The sequence below is a fragment of the Segatella copri genome (assembly GCF_003465495.1).
Classification (GTDB): Bacteria; Bacteroidota; Bacteroidia; order Bacteroidales; family Bacteroidaceae; genus Prevotella; species Prevotella copri_G.
In genome coordinates, this window is the sequence record NZ_QSAV01000001.1 from 107701 (window position 1) to 132624 (window position 24924).

The following is a 24924-nucleotide window of genomic DNA, read 5'->3' on the forward strand; positions in this document are numbered from 1 at the left end:
CATATTTTCCTTCATATACACTTTGTCTCATGTTGCAAAAACTTTATCTTGTTTTTCCGTACCCTTATTGGAAGGGGCAAATTAAATCTATAAATACCCAACCGTCATTTTGTATGGCGAATATATTGTATTTGCCCATCATCTTTTTTAATCACTATAATGGCTGTACCACCTGTCATATTTGGTGGCAACGAACCTTCTATTTGCCAGAATCTATTATTTATCAAAGAAATTTTCAAGGGAAGTTCTGAATTGATTTGCTTTTCCCCATAAATATTTGATTACTTCTCACAATAATTCAAACTCACCCATTCACTTTTGAGGGTACAATATTACTTTTTTACCTCTTTTTTTAGAAGGATACATATATTGGTAATTTTTTGGAATACCATATAATTTTATATCAGGAGACACTAAATCTTCTGATTCTATGTAATTATAAAATCCAGAATATTGTCTTAACAGATATATGACTCGCGGATTTACAGAAATACTATCATGATGAACATTTACAACATCAAACCAGCGATTAATATAATATTTAGCATTGCCAATTTTTACGCTAAAACGCACATCAAATTCTTCTATCTTTTTATCATTTGTTTTTTTAAAACCATTATAAATACTATCAAACTCATTTTTAGGTATATAAGACATATCAACTTTATAATGTTGAAAATCTGAATCAAATTTTTTGGGTTCGACAGAAAAAGGAGTCTCCACCCCATCATAAAGGTAAGAAACCATAATGTCCTTTTTAAAAGAACAAGATGTCAACATAAATATGCAAAAAAATAATTTCTTCATACGCTTTTTTATTTTATACTAAAAGAGTTCTTCGTTGGAATTTTTTTTCCCTTATGATTTTTACGAATTCCCTCTTTATTTTTTCTTGCTGTTAAACTTTCATATCCGGTAACAACTCGTTTTTCTTCTTTATTATCATATTGATAATCCTTAGTTTGTTCCCTTTCTTTATGATTTTTGTGATTTAGCACATCATCAACGTAATGAGCAAATTCATGTTCCAAAATTGTTGCAGCAGATTGTTTATCTCCATTACTTAAAAGAAGTCCTTGACGAGATTGCCAAACTACATATTTATCTTTGCGACCATTATTTTGATAATAGCTCTCATTTTCTTTTAAATCTAAAGCATTAAACAGATTAAAATCAACCTGAGATTTTGCAGCTTCAAGCATTGCCTTACCACCACCATTATTTATATTGTAAAAATATGCCTGAATAAAGTCCCTTACAAATTGATTCTGCGGTAATTCTTTCGTTTCTTGTCCTGTAAAAACGAAAGATTGATCATTTCCGATTTTGTCTTTATACCACACAATAATTCTATTACCATCATCATCAATAGAATTAATCGGATTATTTCCACTATACAAATAAGTATTAAGAGGGTAATATTTGTCATACAAAGGCTCCATCCTATCCCAAGCCAATCTTGCCGCATCATACATTCTTGCACCATGGTCATACCAATCCAAGCCATACATATGGTCGAACTCCTTGCCGATGTACTTGTTTCTTTGCAACTCGCCTTTGTATGACAAGTCGCCATATACTCCACCGAATGGATAGTAATGATTCACTTGCTCTATCGTGCCATTCTCATTCACAACCATTCTTATACTGCCTAGATGGTCTTTCTCGTAATAATGGAAAGTTGGATTCTGATTATTATCGAAAGAGCAATAACCACCATCAAAGAGATACTTATCCAGTTTGCCATCTTCGAATATAAAATTACCGATGTAGTCAGTCGTATTTGTTACGGCTGATTCATGGGTGGTTCTTAGCTTATATCCAGCGGCATCATAGATATATTTCGTCTTGAAGCCATTAGAGAAAGTGATGCACTTCAAGTTACCAAGAATATCATACTCTATATTGCTGATGCCCTTGTTCAAGTCCTTGACCAATGCGCCATTTGCATCATAGAAATACTCCACGTCCGCATTTGCTCCATCCTTGAATACTACAAGTATTATAAATCTTTTCATAAGACGATAAACTATATTATTTTTCTATTAATGTATCTCGTTTAATTTTAGGCATTACAAGCGTATCGGGTTGATAATTAACCCAAACACTATCTCGATGTCTTTTATACATCCTTGCTTTTCATATGTTTATCAAACATATATACATTCTCACTAGCTGCAATTTTGTATACATTTCCACTAGAAAAAGAAAATCCAAAAGGAGATTGTATCAAATCCTCATAAAAAGGACCTACCCAATATGAACCTTTAATGCGATTATACCATATTGGTACATCTTTAGAATTTACAATCAAATAAGAATTCTTACCCATTGGATATCTTTCCAAGTCTTTAACTATAAAAGAAACCATATGTCGTTCTCTTCTCTCCTGTGTACAAGAAAACATACAAAATAACAGCATAAATACAATTAATTTTTTCATTATTCTAATGATCCATGTTTTCATATGTAAATTCCTTTAAAGAAGAAAAAAAGGGAGTGCTTTTTTTCAAAACACCCCCTAATTGTCAAACAATCTATAGTTCTTTAAACTTAAAACACTATATTAACAAAACAACTTCATGATTACCAACCAGGATTCTGCTTTAGGTTAGGGTTCTTATCCAACACGGTCTGTGGATAAGGGAAGAACTCATGCTTGCCCTTCTTGAAACCTACCTTGAAATTAGTCTCAGGAGTGTTGGTCGTATAGAAACGGCTGTTTGCTTCTGATCCATGCTCCCAAGCTACATCCTGGTCGTCTGCCTTTGGAGCTCTGAAAACCTTATCAAACAAATGTGGCACGACTGTACCAGCCTTAGTCAAACGCTCAATGGCCTTTGTATCATTCCATCGCATGATATCGAACCAACGACAGCCTTCAAGCCAAAGTTCATATGACTTTTCTTTCTTCAACACATCCATATCAACAGTTTCACTGATTGTCTTGGAACCAGCACGTTTCTGAATCATGTTGATATATTTCTTAGCTTCAGCCTGATCGCCTGTCTGAAGACAAGCCTCTGCATAATTGAGCAAAACCTCAGCGTAACGCATGACAAGATAATTATTCAAGCGAATATTATCACCATATTTCTTGCCATCAGTATCAGAAGCCCTCATTATTTGCTTGAACGCCAACCAGGTAGAGTTGCCGTAGAGACCCTGAACAGGGTCATTGATGCCAATCTTGTCACTGGTTTTCTTCTGCTCGTCAGTCATATTATCGATTTCATCCTTGCCGTAAGACATATGATAAACCGCATCATCAATATGCTTTAAAGTAGCCTTCAAGCGATAAGAGTGATCACCATCATTTTTATAGAACTCGTCACCAAACCACTGAGGCACGCCAAGGCCACCCCAGCCATCAACGCCGCCACAATAAACCTTGTTAGGAGAAACAACAAAGTGATCAGCACGCCAATCCCAATAGTTGGTCTCCATCCAGCTAGAACGCTGAATCATACCACCCCAATTGGTCTTACCTGTATTATACTCGAAGTTGATTTCAAATACCTTCTCCTCGTTGGCATCACCCTCGATATGGAAGTTGTCGGCATATTTCTCACCAGGAACAAGATCATACTTCTCCGAGTCTATAACCTTTTTAAGGGCAATTTTAGCCTTGTCATACTGACCGGCGAAAAGGTAAGCCTTTCCGGCAAGAGCATATGCAAAGCCCTTGGTTACCTTCACTGCTCCATCCTTGTCATCCTTACTTTTACGCTCATCCAAATCGTTGGCAGCATTCTCACATTCCTGCGCAATCCACTCTATCAACTGTTGGTGATCCATAGGATGCTCAGGATCCTTATCACAATTAAAAGGCTGTGCAGAAGGATCCAGAGCTTTAGTTACCAATGGTGGAGTACCCCAAAGATTAGCCAACAGGAAATAATCATAAGCACGAAGCACACGAGCCTCTGCGGCGCAACGTTTCTGCACAGCGGTAGTACCCTTGGCAAAGTGATCGAGTACAAGGTTACAGGTATATACAGAGTGATAGAGGCCTGTGTACATATGCTTTGGCACTTCAGCCTCAGCATCATAATAGAACTGATTGAGCATGATACCAAACGTATTATCACCAGAGTTGGCACCTGCTGCCAACACATCGTCTCCACACTCATTGAGTATCAGTTTCAATGGAGTATAAATACTTGGGCCACCACCATCGTGGTTACGTCCCACCACATTACACATAAAGCCTTCGTATGCAGCAACGAGGGCTGCCTCTGCATCAGCATCGGTCTTATAGAAGTTCTCGGTATATATTACACCCTTCTGCTCAATGTCAAGCTGATCCTCACAAGATGTCGTGAGCGTCATTGTTCCTGTGGCAGCAAGAGCCAATATTGTTGAAAATAATATTTTCTTCATTGTTTTTGAATATTAAAGGTTAGAATGTTACATTGATACCAAATACCACCTTCTTGGAAGTTGGATAAGTACCATTATCAAAACCACGAGATGCGCCACTATTCATAGAAGCGGTCTCCGGATCAGCACCAGGATACTTGGTGATGGTGAAGAAATCATCCAGTGAGCAATATACACGAAGATTGCTGATACCTGCCACGCTAGAGATAGCCTTTGGCAATGTATAGCCCAACTGAATCTGCTTGATCTTGAAATATGAGCCACTGAACACAGCTGCATCAGAACTGAAGAACTTCCAGTCTGTAGCAACCTTTTTCATATCAGGATATTTAGCATTGGTGCGGTCTGCTCTCCAAGAATCCTTCCAGTAGGTATCAATTCCATTGATCAACGGACGGTCTGCAGAAACCATCAAGTTGTAAATCTTGTTGCCAGCAGAGCCTGTTCCAAATACGGTGAGGTCAAAGCCCTTATATTCTGCATTAAGAGTAATACCATAAGTAAACTTAGGAATACCTGAGCCCAAATCCTGCTTATCTTCATCGGTTGGAGCTGAAGTTGTTTCGCCATTCTTATTATAATAGAGAGCGCTACCATCTTCGGCTACACCTGCATACTTGTAACCACGGAAATACCATACCTGATGGCCAGCCTCGAATGTAGGCTTAAGCTGGTTATTGAATCCATCGATACCTACTTCGGTCAAACGGCTTACAAGGTTAGAAACCTCCTTCACCTCATTCTTCAGAGTTGAACCATTTACGGTCACACTATACTTAAAGTCCTTGATGTGATCTCTCCAACCCAACTCGAAATCAAGACCAGAGTTAAGTACCTTACCTGTATTAACAACTCTCTTGTTTACACCAATCTCTGGAATAGGAGCGATTTCAATCAAGAGGTCCTTGGTTGTCTTACGATACCAGTCTAAGCCCAAAGTTAAACGGTCGTTAAGGAATCGCGCATCAAGTCCAAGGTCAACCTGTTCTGAAGTTTCCCACTTCAAGTCTGGGTTAGCAAGTCCGGAAGGCTTAGAACCTAAAGTCAGCTTACCATCTCCGATAGAAGGATTATACTGATAGAAACTCTGATTAAGAGCTATGGTAGAAGCATAACGATAATCGCTCAAGATATTGACGTTACCATTCTGACCCCAAGAACCACGAAGTTTCAAGAAAGAAATGGCATCACGGCTTATATTGTCCTTGAAGAACTTCTCATTGCTGATAGCCCATCCTGCTGAAACTGATGGGAAATTACCCCAACGTGCCTTCTTTGAAAGTTTTGATGTATCGAAAGCATCACGACGGAAGTTAACCTGCATGAAGTAACGGTTGTCATAGCTGTAAGATACACGGCCAAAGTAAGATAACTCTGTTGCATCTGAAGGAGCGTTACCTACATTCTTGGTTGCATCAGCCAACAAGTAGTTGATGTAATGGAAGTTTGGCTCATAAGATGTGAGTATGTTACCTCCTGTAGAACTGATGGAACTGTTATCCCAATGATTCTTGGTAAACGACATACCTGCCATGGCACCAATAGTGTGCTTGCCGATTGTTGTCAAATAGTTGGCAAAGTTCTCCCACTGATAGTACAAACCATTATTGGTATTCGCTTCAATGGTATAGTTTTCACTATGTGCCATAGATGTTAACCAATATGGAGTCTCGTAGTTATGATAGTTACTCTGAGTGATACGATAACCTAAGCGAGAAGTAAATGTAAAGCCCTTGAATGGCTTGATATTGGCAGCAACGGTACCACGTACATTGATACCAGAATTCCATGTATCATGACGGTCGCGCTGATAGAGAGGGTTACCAGTAGCATCTTCTACATATTTAGAAGTACCATAGTAGTCATTGTTATGGCTTGGATCTCTTGGAACTGGGCCACCGGCTTCTACCTTTGCCTTCATGCCAGGAGCCAAATCCTCCACATTACTGATATAAGCTGGAGTCAAAGGATCGATAGAAACCACAGAGTTCAGCAATGAACCATAACCCTTGGTCACGCCTTTGGTCTTCCACTTTTCAAAAGATGTATTGGTAGTAATGTTCAACCACTTGTAAACATCATAATCGGCATTAATCTGACCAGTGAAACGCTTATAAGTATCCTTGCTACCTTTAACGATACCATCATTGTTCAGGATATTCAAGCTGGCGAGGAAACGGCCCTTGCCATTGCTTGCCTGCACGGTGAGACTATGCTGGTGAGCCAAGGAATTCTCAAATACCTCGTCATACCAGTTGGTATTCTGTCCATTATAACCGTTTTTCTGGAGCAAGGCATCATCAATATCACCCAAGTACTTATGATACTCGATATACTCAGGAGCATCAAAGATATCAGCCTTCTTTCCCAACGACTGGATAGTGAACTTGCTGCTGTAAGAAATCTGAGCCTTACCGCCATTGGCAGCACCCGTCTTGGTAGTAATGATAACGACACCATTACCAGCCTGCGCACCATAGATGGCAGCAGAAGCGGCATCCTTCAATACCTCCATGCTCTCAATCATAGATGGATCCAGGTACTGGATGTTATCCACCTTCAGACCATCGACGATGAGCAACGGACCGATATTACCACTATTGGAAGAATAACCACGGATACGGATATCGGCAGCCTCACCCGGACCACCCGAGTTGATAATCTGCACACCGGCAGCCTTACCCTGGAGGGCAGCACCGGCATCGGTAGCTGACAAACCCTTGATGTCATCGCTCTTGATAGATGCAACTGCACCTGTCAGGTCGCTCTTCTTCTGAACGCCATAACCGATGACAACGACATCATTCAGAACTTTTGAATCATCCTTCAAGGTAATGGAAAGGGTTTTACCAGCCTCAGCTTTCACGGTCTTAGGCTCCATACCCACATAGGTAATTGTCAATGTTGCATCAGGTGCAGCATCAATGCTAAACTTACCATCCAAGTCGGTAACAACACCCAGCTTGCTACCATCTACTTTAACAGTAGCACCAATCACAGGTTCTCCACTTGGATCAGTCACTATACCTTTTACTATGCTCTGAGCCGAAACTCCCAAAGGAAGCAAACAGAGCAGGAATAGCAATACAAACGGCTTTTCAATCATTTTAAAATTCACCATCATAAAAATAGATTAATAGTTATACTTACTTGTCAGTTGCTAAATATTACATTATTATATTCTACATCCTAAATTCTCAAAAAAATCATTAAGAATGCTGAAACACGTCGCAAAAATAGATAAAAACATTAAAACGCATTTTATCTCAAGTAACAAATACTTTATCACAAATAACATCTACCCAAAAAGAGACAAAATGAAACATATTCTGAAACCTGAGACAAAAGAATCACCTTATTATATAAGAAAGGGAAAAGTTATTGATAAATGAGACAAAGCACGTATGGAAATCTTTTCATAACTTTGCAAACAGAACAGAAGATGAAAATCAATCTAATAATTTAATTAAATATAAACTATGAAGAGATTATCAATCTTAGCATCGATGCTCGCGATGGCGTGCCTACCTATAATGGCACAGAAAACGGGCAGTAAGGTTCAGGAAAAGCCTGATCCAAATTTTCAGATTTATCTCTGCTTCGGACAGTCGAACATGGAAGGAAATGCGGCTATCGAAGATATCGACCGAATGGGCGTGAACCCGAGATTCCAGGCTATGTATGCCGTGGATGATGAAAAGGCAGGATGGAAGAAGGGACAATGGCACACCGCCGTGCCGCCACAGGCAAGACCTTCTACAGGACTGACTCCTGTTGACTATTTCGGAAGAAAGATGGTGGATAACCTGCCAGACAGCATCAAGGTGGGAACCATCACCGTGGCCGTGGGCGGAGCCAGCATCGACCTCTTCGATAAGCGTACCTATAAGGCTTATCTCAAGAAACAACCCGACTGGATGAAGAACTTTGCATCCCAGTATAACGGAAATCCATACGCCCGACTGATAGAACTGGCAAAAATAGCCAAGAAGCAGGGTGTTATCAAGGGCATCCTCCTGCATCAGGGCGAAACCAACAACGGCGATGCCAACTGGCCTAACCGAGTAAAGACTGTTTATAACGACATCTTGAAGGATTTGAATCTGAAGGCAGAAGACGTACCTCTGCTCGTAGGCGAAACCGTACAGAAGGATATGGGCGGAAAATGCTGGGCACATATCGCCATCGTTGATGATATTGCCAAGACCATTCCTACAGCCCACGTCATTTCTTCAAAGGGCTGTCCACAACGTGGCGATGGTCTACACTTCATCGCAGAAAGCTACCGCACCATGGGCAAGCGCTATGCAAACATGATGCTCGCCCTGCAGGGAATCATTCCAGACAGCAACTATCCGCGTGTAGATAAGGACCGCAGAGCTTATGTAAAGCTCCATGCTCCTGAGGCAAAGAAAGTAATCTTCGACATCTGCGGCAAGCAATATGAGATGAAAAAGGATTTGGATGGCGACTGGTACGGCGTGAGCGATCCGCTGGTAGTAGGATTCCACTACTATTTTCTGAATGTAGATGGCGTGCAGGTTGTTGACCCTGCCAGCGAAACCTACTTCGGCTGCTGCCGTGAAGCAGGCGGTCTGGAAGTTCCAGAAGGAGCAGAAGGCAACTACTACCGTCCTCAGCAGGGCGTAGCCCACGGTCAGGTTCGCTCAGTATCTTACTATGCAGCCTCCCAGAAGCAGTTCCGCCGCGCCATGGTTTACACCCCTGCCGAATATGAAACCAACACCACCAAGCGCTATCCTGTGCTCTATCTGCAGCATGGCATGGGCGAAGACGAAACGGGCTGGAGCAAGCAGGGAATGATGCAGCACATCATGGACAACCTGATAGCAGAAGGCAAGGCTGAGCCTATGATTGTAGTCATGGAGAGTGGCGATGTAAAGAAGCCTTTCGTTGCCCGTCCAGGCAAGAATGTAGATGAAGAGCGCAGCCACTATGGAGCTTCTTTCTATGATGTGATTATCAAGGATCTGATTCCGATGGTTGACAAGACATTCCGCACTTATACCGACCGCGAGCATCGTGCGATGGCAGGATTGTCATGGGGCGGATACCAGACATTCAACACGGTATTGCCTCACATGGACAAGTTTTCTGCCCTTGGAACCTTTAGCGGTGCACTCTTTGGCGTGGATGTAAAGACCTGTTTCAATGGAGTTTTTGCCGATGCAGAGAAATACAACAAGAACATTCATTATATGTTTATGGGCTGCGGTTCGGAAGAGAACTTCGGTACCGAGAAGATGGCACAGCAGTTGAAGGAACTGGGCATCAAGCTCGATGTTTATGTATCACCAGGCACTCATCATGAGTGGCTCACCTGGCGCCGTTGCTTCAAGGAATTTGTTCCTCACCTCTTTAAATGGTAAACAAACTATCAGACACAATAAATCCCAGAACTGCTTGGAAGAGCAATTCTGGGATTTTTTTATATACTTCTTGTCATTGAATTCCCGCACTGAAATTACGTCACGACGTATCTTTTACTACGTCCGGACGTAACTTTTGCTGCGTCGGGACGTAGCAAATCCCTCAAAAACACCGTTATTTTGCTGATTTTATGCCAAAAGTGGTAATAGGTGGCAATAAGGTGACAATAAAAACACCCCTTATTGCCACCCGTTATCTTCTAATAATCAAAGAGTTAAGTATAAGTGTGGCAAATGTGGCATTAAATTAGAAAAAAAATACACATGTAATACTACAGAATACTGATATAGCTCAGTCAGCTAACTCAAGTAGTTCAATCAGCTAACCCAAGTAGTTCAGTAAGCTAACTCAAGTAGTTCAATCAGCTAACTCAAGTGACTCAATCAGCTGACGCAGATATCTCGACAAGCCGAAGGATACGTCTCCGTTAGCCTACGGAGTCGTATCCGTAACCCTACGGAGTCGTATCCGTAACCCAATGCAGTCGTATCCTTAACCCCACGCAGTCATATTCTTAACCCCACGCAGCCATATCTATAGGCAAACGGAAGCACATCATGGCAAACTATCAGACATAATAAATCCCAGAACCACTTGGAAGAGCGATTCTGGGATTTTTTATACCATTTGTTTAATATTTATATTATATAGATTCTACATCATCGTACACATTATTATATATAGTACGATGCGAGCATTGTAAAACGTCTCATCTATTACTTGATAACCATCTTTTTACCATTCTTGATCACAATGCCCTTGTAACCCTTACCTACCTGCTGACCAGTGAGGTTGAAGCACTTGCCATCCTGAGCAACCTTCAGATTCTCTACCTTAGAAATACCGGTAGTTGCAGATGATATAATTTGCTCTTTTAAAGATTAAAAGTTTGACTATTTGAAATGCTTATTCTGCCGGCGTATAAACCATGGCTCTGCGGAATTTACCCTGAGATGCGGCATAATAGGATACAGAGCGAACCTGACCTTGTGCCACTCCCTGCTGAGGACGATAGTAATTGCCTTCAGTTCCCTCAGGAACCTCCAAGCCAGTTGGCATCGCCATGAATCTTGGATTAACTCCTGTTCGGTCAATGTCTGCAAGTGGCGTATGTAATAGTGAGAAGAATCTTCACAACCCATAACATTGGGTATAAACTAAAGTTACATGGCACCCTATAAACAAGGCCAAAATAGCTCAAAAATGTCCCTAATCCAAAAAATCAGTACGAATTTTCGGATTATAATCCCAAAAAACAGTATTATTTTTTGGATTAGCGAATATTTTCATTACCTTTGCAGAAGACTAGCTGCACTCGGCAATTTGAAAGCGAGCTTTCATTGCGCTCATTTGAATTACAAAACAAGCTCAATGAGCCACTGACCGGCAGAAAGTTTGAGTATCATCTCTTTCCATTGTCCACTGGTGAATTACTCGAATCTCAAGGCTTACTTACAGTAAAACAAACACTAGAGAATCGCCTCATCTATGGCTCATACCCAGATGTCATCAATCATACAAAAGATGCAAAAGACATCTTGTACAATCTGTCCAACAGTTATCTCTATAAGGACTTGCTCAACTTAGAGAGCATACGCCGACCTGCATTGCTTAGCAAGCTACTCACTGCTTTAGCACTGCAAGTTACTAGCGAAGTTTCATACAACGAGCTGGCACAGACAGTAGGTACGGACAGCAAAACCGTGGAAAAATATGTAGACTTGCTAGAAAAATGCTATATCATCTTCAAGCTAAATGGTTTTAGCAGAAACCTGCGCACAGAACTGAAACGAGCCAAGAAGTTTTACTTTTACGACAATGGTATCAGAAATGCCATATTGCAAAACTTTGCGCCTTTGGCCCTTCGACAAGATGTTGGTGCCTTGTGGGAGAACTTCGTTATCAGCGAAAGAATAAAAGCTAACCAGTATGAAGGAAGATATGTAAACAGCTATTTCTGGCGAACCAACCAACAGCAAGAGATAGACTACATCGAGGAAAGCGACGGACAGTTTACTCTCTTCGAAATGAAATGGAATCCAAAGAGAGCAAATACTCAGTTTCCGGCTTCCTTCCTAAACACATACGATGTGAAGGATAAAACGATCATCACTCCCGAGAATTGGCTAGAGCACCTATAAGAAACAAAAAAGTCCTTTCACCTTTCATCTATCTGAAATTCAAGAAGATAGATGAAAGATGAAAGGACATCTAAACAATAAAACTATTTTTATTTTATCACAAAACCTAACTACTTCATCACAATTTTTTTACCCTTGTGAATAAAGATTCCACTTGTAGGATGGCTGACACGTACGCCCTGAAGCGTATAGTAAGCATCATCCTGCTGGGAAGGCTGGGCTACTACCGATGGCAGAGTGATGCCAGTAGACTGGTAAGCATCATTGGCAAGATAATAGCTTGGTCCCTGCCAGTTGGCGCTCCAACCCTGGATATGATTCTTAGAGAAGTCACCGTTATCAATCAAGTTCTCCGTGATGCCATCCTTTACCAATACCAAGTCGTCGATGTCGAGATTACCCGTATATCCACCAAATACAAACTGGAAGGTATCCAATGGGAACTGGGCTGTAAACTTCCAAGTCAAGGTTTTCCACAGGCACCGAAGCCTGATTCAGCTGATGACGCTTGAAGAAGTTCCACAGTTCCCGGGTAGAATTTACCCCGTTAGGTTCATTAGAATGCCAATGTCCCTTGCCGTCGATAGAGATAAGGTTCACTTCTACATCATCGTTCACATTATTATATATAGTACGGGTATCATTTGCAGTTTTTCTGCCGGCAGGATAAGGACGAATTACCTGCGGGTTGCTTGCATCGCAACCTTCGTAGGCAGCCCACTTCTTTACATATTCCTCAATGCTAGGATAACCGCCAGCCATGTGATGAGGATCGCCCGTATATTTGAACACATCATCACCGGTTCCGTGAATATGCATGATAGGCACCATGCGGTTAGCTTTAGGCTGCTTACCGATAGACAGCCTCCACAAACTTCACATCACCCATACCGCTGGTATCCCACATTCTGTTATTACCCAGCGGATAGGTAACAATAAAACCCTCGGTATCAGCCAGCGCATTCCATTGCGTCTGATTCTGCTGAAACCCAGGGTCCTGGTTCATACCATGAGGAGAGATGCGAGCATTGTAAAACGTCTCATCTATTACTTGATAACCATCTTTTTACCATTCTTGATCACAATGCCCTTGTAACCCTTACCTACCTGCTGACCAGCGAGGTTGAAGCACTTGCCATCCTTAGCTACCTTCAGATTCTCTACCTTAGAAATACCGGTAGCTGTAGTAGTTACACGCTTGATACTTTTGATATTAATAACAGCGGGATATGTGGCTTGCTTATCACAAGCTTGAAGAACTATACTGGTAACATCTTGAGGCTCATCTTTATACTCCTTGTCTTTCACGTTGTTTTTATATCCCCAGCCAGTAAAACTACAATCTTCCTTTGACACTGTAAAACTAGCCTTATTGTCCTTTACGTCCAAAGGCTTGTATCTCATGGTACTATTACCACCTCCATACTCATTGGGAATAATACAATTGACACAGATTTGCAAGGCAACAGCAGGAGTAGCACCAAACTCGATAGTGTAAGTCTGGACAGAACCACTCTCACGAGCATATGTCAAATCTTTGTCCTCACTATCTTTCAAGTTACTGCCTGCATACAAAGCCTTAGCAGTCAACTTGTCAGTAGACTCAAATGTTCTACCAGGCCATTCAAACGCCACGCCGTCATCGACAAACATCTGTCCCCAATCTGAATTACCTGATGAGACCTTAATCACATCCTCTGTCTGAGCGTTAACACCAACTGCCATCAAGGCAGCAGCAATCAAAGTAAAAATCTTTTTCATAAGCTTTTAATTTTAAGTTTATTGATAATAATTGTTCATTCTGGGAACGAGAAATGTTTCTCATTTCCGTTTGCAAAAGTAACAGAAAAGGCTGAAAAAGACTTTGCGTGGTATAACAAATACTTTGTGAGAAGTACCAAATAGGTTTGATAGCCAACATTATAACGAAAATGATACACCATCAAACCTATTTGAAGAGGAAATCACAACAAAGGAGTCATATAAATCGGTAAGAGGAGCGTTTGTCCATCTTTCTTCAAATCCTTTGTATACAAGAGATATCTCTTATCCATTCGATCAGAATATTTAGCACAAAACTCGTCTAGTGACTTATGAGTATTATATCCTGAGGATTTCACCTCTATCGGATAAATTTTCTTTCCTCTTGAAAGAAGGAAATCCACTTCATAACTTTTATGGCTAGTAGCATGAATACATCACGTCCTTCTCTAGGAAGCCAAATTAAAGATTTTGGCACGAAAACGCAAGGCATTGAATATTGGTGGCGTGGCTAGCGAGGCTTACATTTGGTGTTGCCAATGGCATCCATTCAAGTATAGTAAACAGCGAAGTCACACTAGACAATCTCTTTCAAGAATGACACATAGGAGAAAGAGAATATTTTCATCATTAAAAAAATGCAAAAAGGTTGACCGTGTCATCACAACACAGCCAACCTTAACGACTAACATCTTTTTTCGGTTAATCTTTGTATGATAAAACCTAAAACTAATGTTCTACTTACAAAACTTTATTGACCAACAGGTGGAACAATCGGCTTGTTAAAACCTTCAATAAATACAAAACTAATATCTCTTGACATTATAGGATGACCTGTAGTCTCATCTATTATGCTTATAGAAAACTCAAAAACATCAGTGTGTCCATTCTGGCCTATATATGCAAAATTTGTCCCAGGTTGTACTTGAAGGACCTCATCACCATTACCTTTTAATATTTTCCAAGAATAATGGTAACCATAAGGCAAAGCTTTCATTTGAACGCCTATTGTACATGCTCTTTTAGGAAATCCATTTTCTTCTAACAATTCATAAGTATTTGGATACGCACTAGTAGTATACGTACCTCGTAGATACGAATAATCCACTTCATTTTCTGCAATCGATGCAGCCATGGCCATGCACGATGCAATAATTGCCACGAAAGTCAATAAAAATTTCCTCATAGTTTATTATTTTAAATTAATCATTAATTATTTTACATCACTTTCTCCTTTAGCAGAAGAAGCAAGACCATCAGCAAAACCACCGTAAGCAGGCTTGCGCTGATAGTTGAGGTTCCAAAGACCTACAGGCTGTCCAGGGCGCCAACCGCTGTCTGTTGGTGAATCGGTGAGACACCACTGGCAGATACCATACTGCTGACTGACAGGAACGATCTTGAAATACTGCTCGATAATCCACTTGTAGTGTTCAGCCATAGCCTTTTCCTTAGCCACACGCTCTTCAATAGGAAGCTTCTCCAGCTGAGCAGTAGTAACATCTTTGCCATCTTTATCTACATAGCCCATATCAATCTCTGAGATACGGACGAGCTTGCCTGTCTCTGCCATGATCTTGAGCATGTTCTGGATGGCCTTCTTCTTGCTTTCCAGAGTCTGTTCATTCTCGTAGTAGCTGATGTGCATCTGTGATCCGATACCATCAATCTTGGTGTTCCAGCCGAGTTCCTGACCCTTCTTTTCCCATACGCCAATCCAGTAAACGAGCGACTTCACCTTCTTGTTGTCGTCCCAGTCAGACTCCAGGTTATAATCGTTGATGAAGAGCTTGAGGTCTTCAGGGTTTGTACCCTCTACCGCAGCATAAGCATCACGAGCCGCCTTCTCTACGATAGGACCATACATCTCTGGTGTGAAGTAATCCTGCCAGTAGAAATCTTGTGGATTATGCTCACTGGTAGCCTCAGTCTGAAGAGCATAGTATCCGTTTACGTTGCCACCACCAGAGACAGCCTCGTTGATGAGATCCCAAGCCTTCACCTTGCCTCCAGTGGCCTGCATCATGCCACTTATCCATTTGTTCATCGCCCAGGTAAGAGTATCTGATTTCTCCTGAGGAGTGAGAGGGATACCATCTGAAGACTTCGTGTAGTAAACTTCAAAATCATCAATATAGAGGGTACCCGGATATTTACCGATATTCAGCAGCAGGCGCAAGGCATTGTCACCATTACATGTGGTAGTCACATCAACTTCCTTCCAATCAGTTGTAACGTTGATGGTAGGGAAGTCACCACAGCCTTGGTATCCTTCAGGATTTTGGAATCCAGCACCAAATTCACCAGCTACAGAACCCTTGATTTTCATCTTCAAGTGATAGGTTTTACCATTCTCGAAAGCGAAACCTGGTTCATAGCAAACCTGTGCATTCCAAGGGTTTTCCTTGGCTGCGTTGTTACCAACCTCACAAACACCATTTACAATCTTTGGCGTATTATCCATACCCCATCCACCAAGGTTCTGACCATCATCAAAGGTAAGATGCCCAACACTTACAGGGATTTCAACAGCACCCGCACCAGCTACATTACCAATCTTATAGTTGACGTCTACCCAAGAAACTTTGGTCCAGTGAGAAATATCATTTTCATCAAAGGTAGAGTTTACTACAAGATTATGGTCAGAGCCCTTTTCCTTCAATACAAAATTATCAAAATAGAGAGTACCGCCAATCTTTCCGAAGCAGAAACGCATACGATCGATATCCGCATTCGGCGTAAAAGAGAAGCTATTATCAATAGCACTTTCAGCTACAGTAAATGAACCTGCTCCATACTGTGTATCAGAACCATCTTTCTTACCAGGCCAGAAATCAATCGTTCCAGGATTAGTTCCCCTTACATTAAGTGAAATCTCGTAAGTTTTACCTGCTTGAAGAGGTTTATCCAGATCATAGTAGATTTCATATTCCCAGGTATCTGCCTTAGGAGCACCAGCCGTGATGATAAGTCCAGGATTCTTCTCAGCAGGAGGCAACTGCTTATCCTTTATCAGCTCATTCAGATACTTTCTAGGCTGCTGAGCATGCCAGGCAAGCGTATGACCATAAACTGTTAACCCTGCATCCTCTGCTGCGGAAACAAAAGAAGATACCTTACTGAAATCCATCACACCCTGGTCGTTGACACAGGAAGCCATCTTCATGGCATTGCCTGCAACAATCTCATCAAAGTTATGGGCTGCAAGACGGAAGAGAGGACCCTGCTGGTTGAACTCGTCCGCGCCAAGTGCAGCACTAACCTTAAAGCCAGGATGAGCACCACGATCCAGATACTCCTTCAATGGCGCATAGTCGTTGAGGTACTCATACTGAGCGATGGTCTGAGGCTTCTCTACGTCATATTTCCAGTCATCCCAGTCTGCACAGCTGCCCAAAACAAATGGGCAGACCAGTGCAGATATAATATATTTATTTACTTTCATACTACTAAATTCATTTTCATTAGTTTGTTACGAAATTACTTCCATGACTCAAGCTTGTTGCCACGACTCATCATAGACATCACATAGTCAGCAGAGATGTTCCATGTTTTCTCGTGCTCTACATCACCGGCGTTGGTCACAACAGTAGCATTAAACTTGATCTTCAGACAATCAGCCATACGGTTCTTGTCGCTGAAATCCTGAATGCCACGAGGAGCAAAAGTACCAGTACCGATCTCCTTGCCATCCTGATAAACCTTACAGTTTTCTCCATTGAATGCCAGCGTCAAGGTCAACTTCTTGGTTGCATCAATCTGGCTCCAGCTATCCGTTGCATCATCATGCTTCCACTCCTTAACAGGATAAGAGAAAGTGATGGAAGATGTGTTGAAATCTACAGTTGAAACCACATCCAGGGCATCCTCATTCTTGTGGGTAATGGTCTTCAGATCCTGGATATTGGTAGTTCCTGTCTTGCAATACAGACCTGAATACTGATTCTTGTACTTCACACAGAGCAACTGATAGTTCTGCTTTTCAAGGATATCATCACCAGTGAGGGAAGAAACGAGTCTTACTGGCAATACATAGTGTGTAGTAGCAGCCTTCGGATCGTTGAAGAACTTTTCAGTAAGATGCACTGTTGTACCACCAATAATCTTTCCCTTAGGGATAGTCAGGGTATTAGGATCCTCCAGGGTATAGTAGGATGAAGGGAGCACCTCCATACCACTGCCTTCTGGCAGAAGAGATGGATCTATCTGATAGCTGATCTTACAGTCCTTGGTATTCTTGTAGCCACCACCCCAAGTTGCCTGCAACTTGAACTGATGAGCATTGTCATCGGTGTTTACTGCATCATCGTCATTACCAAGGGTGATAACGCGGATAGGTGCCTGCATAGAGAAATATACAGATATCTTACCGTTGTTGCCACCATTGGCTGTTCCTCCCTGAAGACTATCTTCCCAATCTCCGTTTGAACAAGAGGTAGAAAGACCAGCTACCAAGGCAAGTCCCATGATTGCAGTTCCTATTTTTCTGAATGTTTTATTCATATTCTTCATTTTTTCTTGTTATTACCAAATGTTGTTCTTTTTACCATCCAGCGTTCTGAACGAGTGATGGGAAATTAAGAATCTGGTCGTATGGTATAGGACCATAGAAGGCATTCTCCTTGAAGTTACGTGTTTCCACTGAGATTGGAGTATATTTCTTGCCAGCCTCTTCGTTGGTGATACTCATACCCTTTGCCTCCTCTGTGAGGTTAGCCTTCCAGCGACGCAGATCCCAGAAGCGGAAGCCTTCGAAGCAAAGCTCGATGCGGCGCTCGTTTCTAATCAAGTCACGCATCTTTTCCTTGCTCTGTGCACACTCTTCCAGGTATGGATCATCGCCAAACTCTCCCAAGCCTGCACGCTCACGGATTGCCTTGATGACATCGTAGGCTGAGTAACCTGTACCACCCTTAGGACCATAAGCCTCATTGGCTGCCTCGGCATAATCCAGATAAAGCTCTGTGTAACGGATGCGGGCTGTATAATGATAAGCCTTGCCGTTAACCGTAGGATCCAGGTTGATGTCCTGACGGAGGAGCTTCTTCATATAGTAACCTGTGCGGGTTGACTTGGAAACATCCTTGTTGAGACCATCGAGATTGTCTGCGTTGTCTGCCTGTGTATTGATGACAGCATTTCCAGAACCTGCTTTCTGACCGTTATAGATAATGTACTTAGCCAGACGTGGGTCACGGTTTGCGTATGGATTAGCTGGGTCATATTCGCTGTTGGCATCTGTAATAGGATAACCGTTGGCAGCAGGGAATGCATCTACAAGATTCTGGGTTGGATTGATACGACCCTGACCATAGATTGATGGTGGGTAGTTCTTGGTCTCCAAATCATTGTTCTCGCTCTTCTCTGTACGCCAGAGTACTTCCTTAGGACATTCTGCCGCTTTAAGATCCTTCATGTTTGGGTCTGCATACCACTCCAAACCATTTGTATCGATGCCTGAGATGCCACCATTGAGGTCGAGCACTGCCTTGGCATATTTGGCAGCCTGCTCCCAGGTTACGCCGCTTCCATCGGAAAAGGCTGGAGATGCAGCCATCAATGTAGCCTGTGCAAGAACGGCACGGGCGATACGACCACTTACGCGTCCGGCGAAGTTGTCACCAAGTACACGATTGTAAGTAGCCTTTGTAACTGTATAGGATTTGCCAAGGCAACTAACGGTCATTGTCTCGTTATCCGTATCCTTGTAGTCAACAGGAAGTACACGTACAGCCTCTTCTGCATCCTCAATGAGCTGCTTCATGCAGTCGGCAAAAGAAGCACGCACCTCCAGAGAATTGAAATCTGCACTTACATTTGTTGGCACAAGATCGTTAGGAACACCGAGGAGTGTTCCATTGGCATCAAAACCACCATGGGCACGGAGCAGATAATACATGAAGATTGCTCTCAAACCCTTTGCCTCGCCGATATAACGCTGCTCATACATGGCACGCACAGTCTCATCGCTGTTCCAGTTTACCTTATCCACATTGGCAAGGAAGAGGTTGATATACTGGATGGCTGCACGGCAGTCGCGCCAGGCTTCCACCGGATTGCTGCTTGAAGTCCAGCTATCTACGCCAGTCATCTTACGTAAAGATTCGGCTGCATCGTTGCTCACGGCATCGTCTGTAGCGACATCGTTGAACTTGTATTCGCGGTTGGGCAGACGGGTATAGGCGTTGCCAAGCACACCATCAGCATAGTCAGGATGATCGTACATATACTCGAAACCCAGATGGTTTTCGATGGCAGGCTCGAACATATCGTCGCAGCTTGTCAGTCCTATCGAAAGAGCCAGTCCGAGCACCACTCCACCAATTTTATATTTTGATAGTAAGTTGTTCATCACTTTTGTCATTTTCGTTATCTTAATTTTTATATTAGAACTCAACCTTTGCACCGATGGTGAAACTGCGGGTTTGAGGAGCAGAATCTACATTGCGTTCCATCTGCTTGCGCTCACCGGCTATCGTCAGGAGGCTGCTGCCATTAACATATACCTGCAAGCCCTTCACCAAACTGTTGTCTCCGAAGAGAGACTTGTTGAAGTCGTAGGTAAGCTGCACGCGGCTCAAGTCGATGCGGTCGGTTGAATACATCCAGTAGTCGGAAGCATTGAAGTTGTTGTCACCACTCTGTGTTGTCAGACGAGGATAGGTGATAGACTCACCGTTCTTGTATTTACTCTCTGTCCAGGCACCGAGTACCACGTCACTGTACTTACGCTCACCGTAAACCCAGTTGTAGGTATCGTTCTTGAGAGCATTGCCACCAAACTGACCTGTCAACATGGCGAAGAGAGTGAAGTTCTTGTACTTCAAGGTAAGATTCATACCACCGGTGAACTTGGCGCTCCAGCGACCGATAACCACGCGGTCCTTGCTGTCGATGATATTATCACCATTCTGGTCCTTGTATCTCAGATCACCTGGCTTCAAAGTACCGAAAGAGCTCTTGACCTTATCATTTTCAATTTCCTCCTTACTGTTGTAGTAGCCTAAGCACTCATATCCCCAAAGGGCATCAGTGAGCTTGCCTTCTGTACGCATGTAGTCATACTCTACATTCTCTGCAACCTTCAGGTTCTTTGAACTGTTGGTCTGTCCGAATGCCTGGATACCATACTCGAAGTCTCCCACCTTGTCTTTGTAACCGAGAGAGAAGTCAACACCTGTGCGGCGATTCTTACCATAGTTGATGTATGGCACGAATGTAGATACAGGCCAGTAGGTATGCATATAGCTTGGATAGATGTAATCTGGCTGAGCAAGCAAACCATCAGTCACTGTGTTGTAGTAGTTCACGGCAAAGCTGAGTCGGTTGCCGAACAAGGCACCATTCAAACCTACGTTGAACTCCTTGCGCTTGATGAAGCCCAGCTTGTCGTTACCACCACGCTGCGAGTCGGAAGTCTGGATGGCGTTGTTGGCGTCAGACCATCCCCACCATGTACCGGTAGCCGTGAAGATATTCTCATACATGAAGTACTCTTTGATATCAAGATCCTGGTTCAAGACGGTATAACCTGCGGTAAGACGGAGGTCATTGAGCCAGTTTACATCCTTCAGGAAATTCTCTTCAGAGAGTCTCCAGCCGAGAGTTGCCGATGGAGAAATGGCATTGCGGTTGCCCTCAGGAAGCTTTGCCGAGTGTACCACATTGGCTGCCAGGTCGGCATAGTACTTATGTGCATAGTTGTATGACACGAGAAGTCCCAGGTTGGCATTGCTTACCTTGTGATACTCACCGCTGATAGTCTGCTGATAACCATTGGCGAGCAAGGTGGCATTGACATTGTGATTGCCGAAGGAGTTAACGTAGTCAAACTGTCCGGTCCAGGCAAGCGTCTGGCGCTCTGCTGAGTTGCTGGAGTTCAAAGTACCCGTATGCTTATCCTCACCATACTGAGTGACGGAACCGATAATCTGCTTGCCGTCAAACTGTGTCCAGTTGACACCGAAGGTTGCATAACTGTCGTTCAAGGATGTTGTGTATGACGTAGAATAGTCAACCGCAAACATGGTCTTGAAGCTCAAGCCCTTGAGCACAGAAGACAGATCGAACTTGACACCAGTATCAAACTGCATCTGGCGGGATGTCCAGGTGTTGTAGCCTGCAGCATACATATCTGCGAAGGCATTGGTCTGGTCTTCCTGTGTAGCACCCAGGAAATACTGTCCGGCTGGCAATCCCACAGGATTGGTGATGATATTTCTTGAGTTATTGATGAGAGCCAGAGAATTGGCATCCTTCGGGTCAAGATAAGACAGCGGGATGAATGGAGCCACACGGTTAGGGCGCAATGTAGAAGCTGCCTTCCAGAATTCGCTGTTTGAACCATGCTGGTTATAATAGGTAGCGTTGGCATTCACCCAACCAGAAGCCCAGTCAGCGAGCTGGAGGTCGATGTTACCACGTACGTTCAGGCGGTCGGTATAGTTGTTCTTTCCTTCACCGAAATTCAGGAAATCCCCCTCGCGGTAGTAGCTCACGTTGGTATAGAACTGTGCAAACTTACCACCACCTTCGAACTCAGCCGTCACATCGTAGCGAGACTTGGCCTTCTTGAGATAATCAGAATTATAGAACTGCTGGTTTGGATAACGGTAAGGATTGGTACCTGCAGCCGTGTTATAGATGTCTTCAGCTGAATATTTAGCAGAAAGACCATCGTTGGCAAGTGCCTGATTGTAAAGTGTCATATACTGCGCACCATCGAGGTAGGTAGGATAAGACTTCGCTACACTCATCTGATAGTTGGCACGGGCGCTTATCTTCAGCGGTTCAATCTTACCACGCTTTGTTGTGATGAGAATGGCACCCTTTGCAGCACGGCTACCATAGAGAACAACGGCAGAAGCACCCTTGAGGAAGGTAATGTCTTCAATCTCCGTTGGCAAAACATTGTTTGCATCACGTGGCACACCGTCAATCAGCACAAGTGCATCACCCTGATTCCACAGCGACCCGTTATAACCTGCAGCCAAAGCCTGCATATTGTCGAGGCTATAGGTATTGTAGTTCTTCTCCAGCAGATTCTTCACATTGACCGTGCTGACAGGAGTGATTACATCACGGGCATCCGCCTTGCGGAATGCCACGTTGATGGTGTCTGCTTCTGGGGCATCCTGTGCCATCACTCCTTGTGCAGACAGAGCGAAGAGGGAAACCGGAAGAATCGCTTTATATCTTGAAATTATGTTGCTCATAATTTTTTCTTCTTTATTCTTTTAATTGTTTTCTTGATTCACACTCTATTACCAACCTGGATTCTGGAACATCTCAGGATAGATACTGGTGTCTTTCTTCTTCAGAGGCATCCACCAGTGCTTGCTTGTGAAGTGGCGGGTAAGAATGGTCTTCTCCGTGAAACCGGAAACCTCGGTGTTCTGTGGATTCTTTGGATCAAACTTTCCTGCACGTACAAACTCCTGCGATGTCTTGATGTTGTATGGTGCCTTGTCGAGAAGCAACCAGCGGCGCAGGTCGTTGAAACGATGACCTTCGAAAGCAAGCTCTACGGCACGCTCGCGGCGAACCTCATCCATGAACTTGTCCTTGTTGCCAGTAAACTTGGCTGCTACGCCTTCTACTCCGGCACGCTCGCGAATCTTGTTCACTGCATCGAGAGCTGTGAGTGAGCACTTGGCTGAAGCGGTGGCTCCACCTACGGCTGCACAAGCCTCGGCATACATCAGATAACAGTCGGCAAGACGCAGGTAAGGCACATCAATGTACAACTTGTTATAAGTACTACCCATATCATAGTTGTTGGCGATCATAGGAATGAACTTATAGAGCAGGTAACCAGTGCGGCTCTCGTTGATATCGTCACGGTAAGTACCACCTGTATAGAGGTTGGCATATCGGTTGGCATCCGGCTTGATGATTCCCTCTACCACCTTTACTCCATCATATACGATGTCGTGATAGAAACGTGGGTCACGGTTCTTCCAAGGATGGGTTGGGTCGAAACCAGACTCTGGGTCATCGAGAGGAAGACCATTCGCCATACCATAATAGTTTACGTAGTTGGCTGTAGGCTGTGAGGCAGCCTGACCACCTGTAAGAATCTGACCGCCAAACTCGGTGAACACACCGAAGTGAGAGTTATGCCATGCATCAGCTGGAATATCACGGAGAATATTCTCGGTAGAACCTGGAGGAAGCATGTTCTTGTTCCAGGTATAGAACAAATCTGAGTAATCAGCAAAATCCACGAGCTTGTACTGGGTCTGTCCTGCCTCAACAAGAGTAAGGAGTTCGCCAAGTGCCTCGGCAGCCTGCTGTGCATAGTTGGTATCGTAATCGTAGGTGCTGGCATTGCCGTTTACGTTCATCTTGGCATCGCAGTTCTTCACCAGTGGAGAAGCTGCCCACAAGAGTGATTTGCCTTCATAGGCAAGTGCGGTAATCTTGTTGATGCGGAAGCCATTCTTGCCTAATGTATTGCGACCAACAGAAGACTTATCCCAGTCGATAGGCAGAAGCTCTGCAGCCTCACGGAAGTCTTTAGCAGCCTTCTCGGCACATGCCTGACAGGTTTCACGAGGAAGAGTCATTGGCTGGTCGGCAGCTATGGTATGATCAATATATGGCAGACCACCGAAATACTGCATCAGCTGGAAATGAAGCCATCCACGGAAGAAGAGCAACTGACCCTTGATGGTATTCTTCTCCTCCTGGGTGGCAGCCGTCATCAGGTTCATATTCTCCAGACCCAGATTTGCCTTACGGATGCCATACCATGCAGCCTTCCAAAGGCCACGAGAAAAACGATAATTATTACTAGCATCGTTTGGATCCAAAAAACTTGACCCCTGGTCCATAAAGCTTGCGCCCCATCCGTCATATTCCTGCTGCCAGCCCCAGAAGTCACCCTGGTCAACCTTGTAGCCCATGAGGTAGTCGAAGCCCACAGCCTGGATATCATCCTCTCCCCAGTTCCAGCACGTTGTCCAGTAACTCTTGGAGAAGTCAGGAATACAGAGATAAAGCTCCTCTGTAAAGCCCTGGAAATTCTTGAAATTCTTGAAAGCAGCCTCTGGAGATACATCCGATTCTGGTGACTTGTCAAGATAGTCTGTACAGCTGGTAGTCAGGGCGAGAGAACATCCCAATGCCAACGCCAGGCAGGCAGACTTATATTTAGAAATTATTCTTGTCATAATAAATAATGTGT

Annotated in this window: 18 protein-coding genes and 1 pseudogene; 2 read left to right on the top strand and 17 right to left on the bottom strand. The window is 43.3% G+C overall.

Going from position 1 to position 24924, the window contains the following annotated elements; translation table 11 throughout:
* Nucleotides 1-104: 104 nt before the first annotated feature.
* The 6 genes from DWV53_RS16370 to DWV53_RS00365 form a co-directional block, all read right to left on the bottom strand.
* Nucleotides 105-275, bottom strand: a complete 171-nt coding sequence (locus DWV53_RS16370; protein WP_118150852.1) for an NTF2 fold immunity protein — start codon at nucleotides 273-275, stop codon at nucleotides 105-107.
* A 37-nt stretch (nucleotides 276-312) separates the two neighbouring features.
* On the bottom strand, nucleotides 313-807 hold the full coding sequence (locus DWV53_RS00345; protein ID WP_118150854.1) for a hypothetical protein: 495 nt from the start codon (nucleotides 805-807) through the stop codon (nucleotides 313-315).
* Between the two features lie 8 nt (nucleotides 808-815).
* Nucleotides 816-2018 carry an RHS repeat domain-containing protein gene (locus tag DWV53_RS00350; protein WP_118150856.1) on the bottom strand — a complete coding sequence of 401 codons (1203 nt, stop codon included), beginning with the start codon at nucleotides 2016-2018 and terminating at the stop codon, nucleotides 816-818.
* Nucleotides 2019-2122: 104 nt separating this feature from the next.
* The gene (locus DWV53_RS00355; protein ID WP_118150858.1) at nucleotides 2123-2467 is read right to left on the bottom strand and encodes a hypothetical protein; all 345 of its coding nucleotides are present in this window, start codon (nucleotides 2465-2467) and stop codon (nucleotides 2123-2125) included.
* A 119-nt stretch (nucleotides 2468-2586) separates the two neighbouring features.
* Nucleotides 2587-4383, bottom strand: a complete 1797-nt coding sequence (locus DWV53_RS00360) for a RagB/SusD family nutrient uptake outer membrane protein (RefSeq protein ID WP_118150860.1) — start codon at nucleotides 4381-4383, stop codon at nucleotides 2587-2589.
* A gap of 19 nt (nucleotides 4384-4402) precedes the next feature.
* Nucleotides 4403-7405, bottom strand: a complete 3003-nt coding sequence (locus DWV53_RS00365; RefSeq protein WP_259318872.1) for a SusC/RagA family TonB-linked outer membrane protein — start codon at nucleotides 7403-7405, stop codon at nucleotides 4403-4405.
* 457 nt (nucleotides 7406-7862) lie between these two features.
* Here DWV53_RS00365 and DWV53_RS00370 point away from each other — a divergent pair, with 457 nt between their 5' ends.
* Nucleotides 7863-9773: a sialate O-acetylesterase gene (locus tag DWV53_RS00370; protein ID WP_118150862.1), complete on the top strand. Its 1911-nt coding sequence runs from the start codon at nucleotides 7863-7865 to the stop codon at nucleotides 9771-9773.
* Nucleotides 9774-10743: 970 nt separating this feature from the next.
* Here the strand turns inward: DWV53_RS00370 and DWV53_RS00375 are convergent.
* Nucleotides 10744-10887: pseudogene (locus tag DWV53_RS00375) on the bottom strand (esterase); the annotation flags it as partial.
* A gap of 287 nt (nucleotides 10888-11174) precedes the next feature.
* On the opposite strand from DWV53_RS00375, the gene DWV53_RS00380 reads away from it, so the two are divergent.
* Nucleotides 11175-11975: an ATP-binding protein gene (locus DWV53_RS00380; protein WP_259318873.1), complete on the top strand. Its 801-nt coding sequence runs from the start codon at nucleotides 11175-11177 to the stop codon at nucleotides 11973-11975.
* 110 nt (nucleotides 11976-12085) lie between these two features.
* On the opposite strand, the gene DWV53_RS00385 is transcribed toward DWV53_RS00380, so the two are convergent.
* The 10 genes from DWV53_RS00385 to DWV53_RS00430 form a co-directional block, all read right to left on the bottom strand.
* Nucleotides 12086-12442, bottom strand: coding sequence for a hypothetical protein (locus DWV53_RS00385; protein WP_147468705.1), 357 nt, complete (start codon nucleotides 12440-12442; stop codon nucleotides 12086-12088).
* On the bottom strand, nucleotides 12372-12848 hold the full coding sequence (locus DWV53_RS00390; protein WP_147468706.1) for a hypothetical protein: 477 nt from the start codon (nucleotides 12846-12848) through the stop codon (nucleotides 12372-12374). The genes DWV53_RS00385 and DWV53_RS00390 overlap by 71 nt, the downstream gene beginning before the upstream one ends.
* Nucleotides 12826-12981, bottom strand: a complete 156-nt coding sequence (locus DWV53_RS15555; RefSeq protein ID WP_181992361.1) for a hypothetical protein — start codon at nucleotides 12979-12981, stop codon at nucleotides 12826-12828. Before DWV53_RS15555 ends, DWV53_RS00390 begins: the two co-directional genes overlap by 23 nt.
* 41 nt (nucleotides 12982-13022) lie before the next feature.
* The gene (locus tag DWV53_RS00395; protein ID WP_118150868.1) at nucleotides 13023-13736 is read right to left on the bottom strand and encodes a hypothetical protein; all 714 of its coding nucleotides are present in this window, start codon (nucleotides 13734-13736) and stop codon (nucleotides 13023-13025) included.
* Nucleotides 13737-14487: 751 nt separating this feature from the next.
* Nucleotides 14488-14922, bottom strand: a complete 435-nt coding sequence (locus DWV53_RS00405; RefSeq protein WP_118150870.1) for a hypothetical protein — start codon at nucleotides 14920-14922, stop codon at nucleotides 14488-14490.
* A 27-nt stretch (nucleotides 14923-14949) separates the two neighbouring features.
* Nucleotides 14950-17181 (bottom strand): endo-1,4-beta-xylanase, encoded by a 2232-nt coding sequence (locus tag DWV53_RS00410; RefSeq protein WP_181992362.1) that lies wholly within the window; start codon nucleotides 17179-17181, stop codon nucleotides 14950-14952.
* Nucleotides 17182-17216: 35 nt separating this feature from the next.
* The gene (locus DWV53_RS00415) at nucleotides 17217-18239 is read right to left on the bottom strand and encodes a DUF1735 domain-containing protein (RefSeq protein ID WP_181992363.1); all 1023 of its coding nucleotides are present in this window, start codon (nucleotides 18237-18239) and stop codon (nucleotides 17217-17219) included.
* A 40-nt stretch (nucleotides 18240-18279) separates the two neighbouring features.
* The gene (locus DWV53_RS00420) at nucleotides 18280-20088 is read right to left on the bottom strand and encodes a RagB/SusD family nutrient uptake outer membrane protein (protein WP_181992364.1); all 1809 of its coding nucleotides are present in this window, start codon (nucleotides 20086-20088) and stop codon (nucleotides 18280-18282) included.
* A 34-nt stretch (nucleotides 20089-20122) separates the two neighbouring features.
* Nucleotides 20123-22951 (bottom strand): SusC/RagA family TonB-linked outer membrane protein, encoded by a 2829-nt coding sequence (locus DWV53_RS00425; RefSeq protein WP_118150876.1) that lies wholly within the window; start codon nucleotides 22949-22951, stop codon nucleotides 20123-20125.
* 48 nt (nucleotides 22952-22999) lie between these two features.
* A complete protein-coding gene (locus DWV53_RS00430; RefSeq protein WP_118150878.1) occupies nucleotides 23000-24910 on the bottom strand; it encodes a RagB/SusD family nutrient uptake outer membrane protein in 1911 nt (636 codons plus the stop codon).
* Nucleotides 24911-24924 lie beyond the last annotated feature (14 nt).

What these genes read in the sequence shown, in the direction of transcription:
- DWV53_RS00370 (WP_118150862.1), top strand. Translation starts at nt 7,863, where the DNA reads ATGAAGAGATTATCAATCTTAGCATCGATGCTCGCGATGGCGTGCCTA.
- DWV53_RS00355 (WP_118150858.1), bottom strand. Translation starts at nt 2,467, where the DNA reads ATGAAAACATGGATCATTAGAATAATGAAAAAATTAATTGTATTTATG.
- DWV53_RS00410 (WP_181992362.1), bottom strand. Translation starts at nt 17,181, where the DNA reads ATGAAAGTAAATAAATATATTATATCTGCACTGGTCTGCCCATTTGTT.
- DWV53_RS00405 (WP_118150870.1), bottom strand. Translation starts at nt 14,922, where the DNA reads ATGAGGAAATTTTTATTGACTTTCGTGGCAATTATTGCATCGTGCATG.
- DWV53_RS00425 (WP_118150876.1), bottom strand. Translation starts at nt 22,951, where the DNA reads ATGAGCAACATAATTTCAAGATATAAAGCGATTCTTCCGGTTTCCCTC.
- DWV53_RS00415 (WP_181992363.1), bottom strand. Translation starts at nt 18,239, where the DNA reads ATGAATAAAACATTCAGAAAAATAGGAACTGCAATCATGGGACTTGCC.
- DWV53_RS00345 (WP_118150854.1), bottom strand. Translation starts at nt 807, where the DNA reads ATGAAGAAATTATTTTTTTGCATATTTATGTTGACATCTTGTTCTTTT.
- DWV53_RS00420 (WP_181992364.1), bottom strand. Translation starts at nt 20,088, where the DNA reads ATGAACAACTTACTATCAAAATATAAAATTGGTGGAGTGGTGCTCGGA.
- DWV53_RS00395 (WP_118150868.1), bottom strand. Translation starts at nt 13,736, where the DNA reads ATGAAAAAGATTTTTACTTTGATTGCTGCTGCCTTGATGGCAGTTGGT.
- DWV53_RS00350 (WP_118150856.1), bottom strand. Translation starts at nt 2,018, where the DNA reads ATGAAAAGATTTATAATACTTGTAGTATTCAAGGATGGAGCAAATGCG.
- DWV53_RS15555 (WP_181992361.1), bottom strand. Translation starts at nt 12,981, where the DNA reads ATGAACCAGGACCCTGGGTTTCAGCAGAATCAGACGCAATGGAATGCG.
- DWV53_RS00430 (WP_118150878.1), bottom strand. Translation starts at nt 24,910, where the DNA reads ATGACAAGAATAATTTCTAAATATAAGTCTGCCTGCCTGGCGTTGGCA.
- DWV53_RS00360 (WP_118150860.1), bottom strand. Translation starts at nt 4,383, where the DNA reads ATGAAGAAAATATTATTTTCAACAATATTGGCTCTTGCTGCCACAGGA.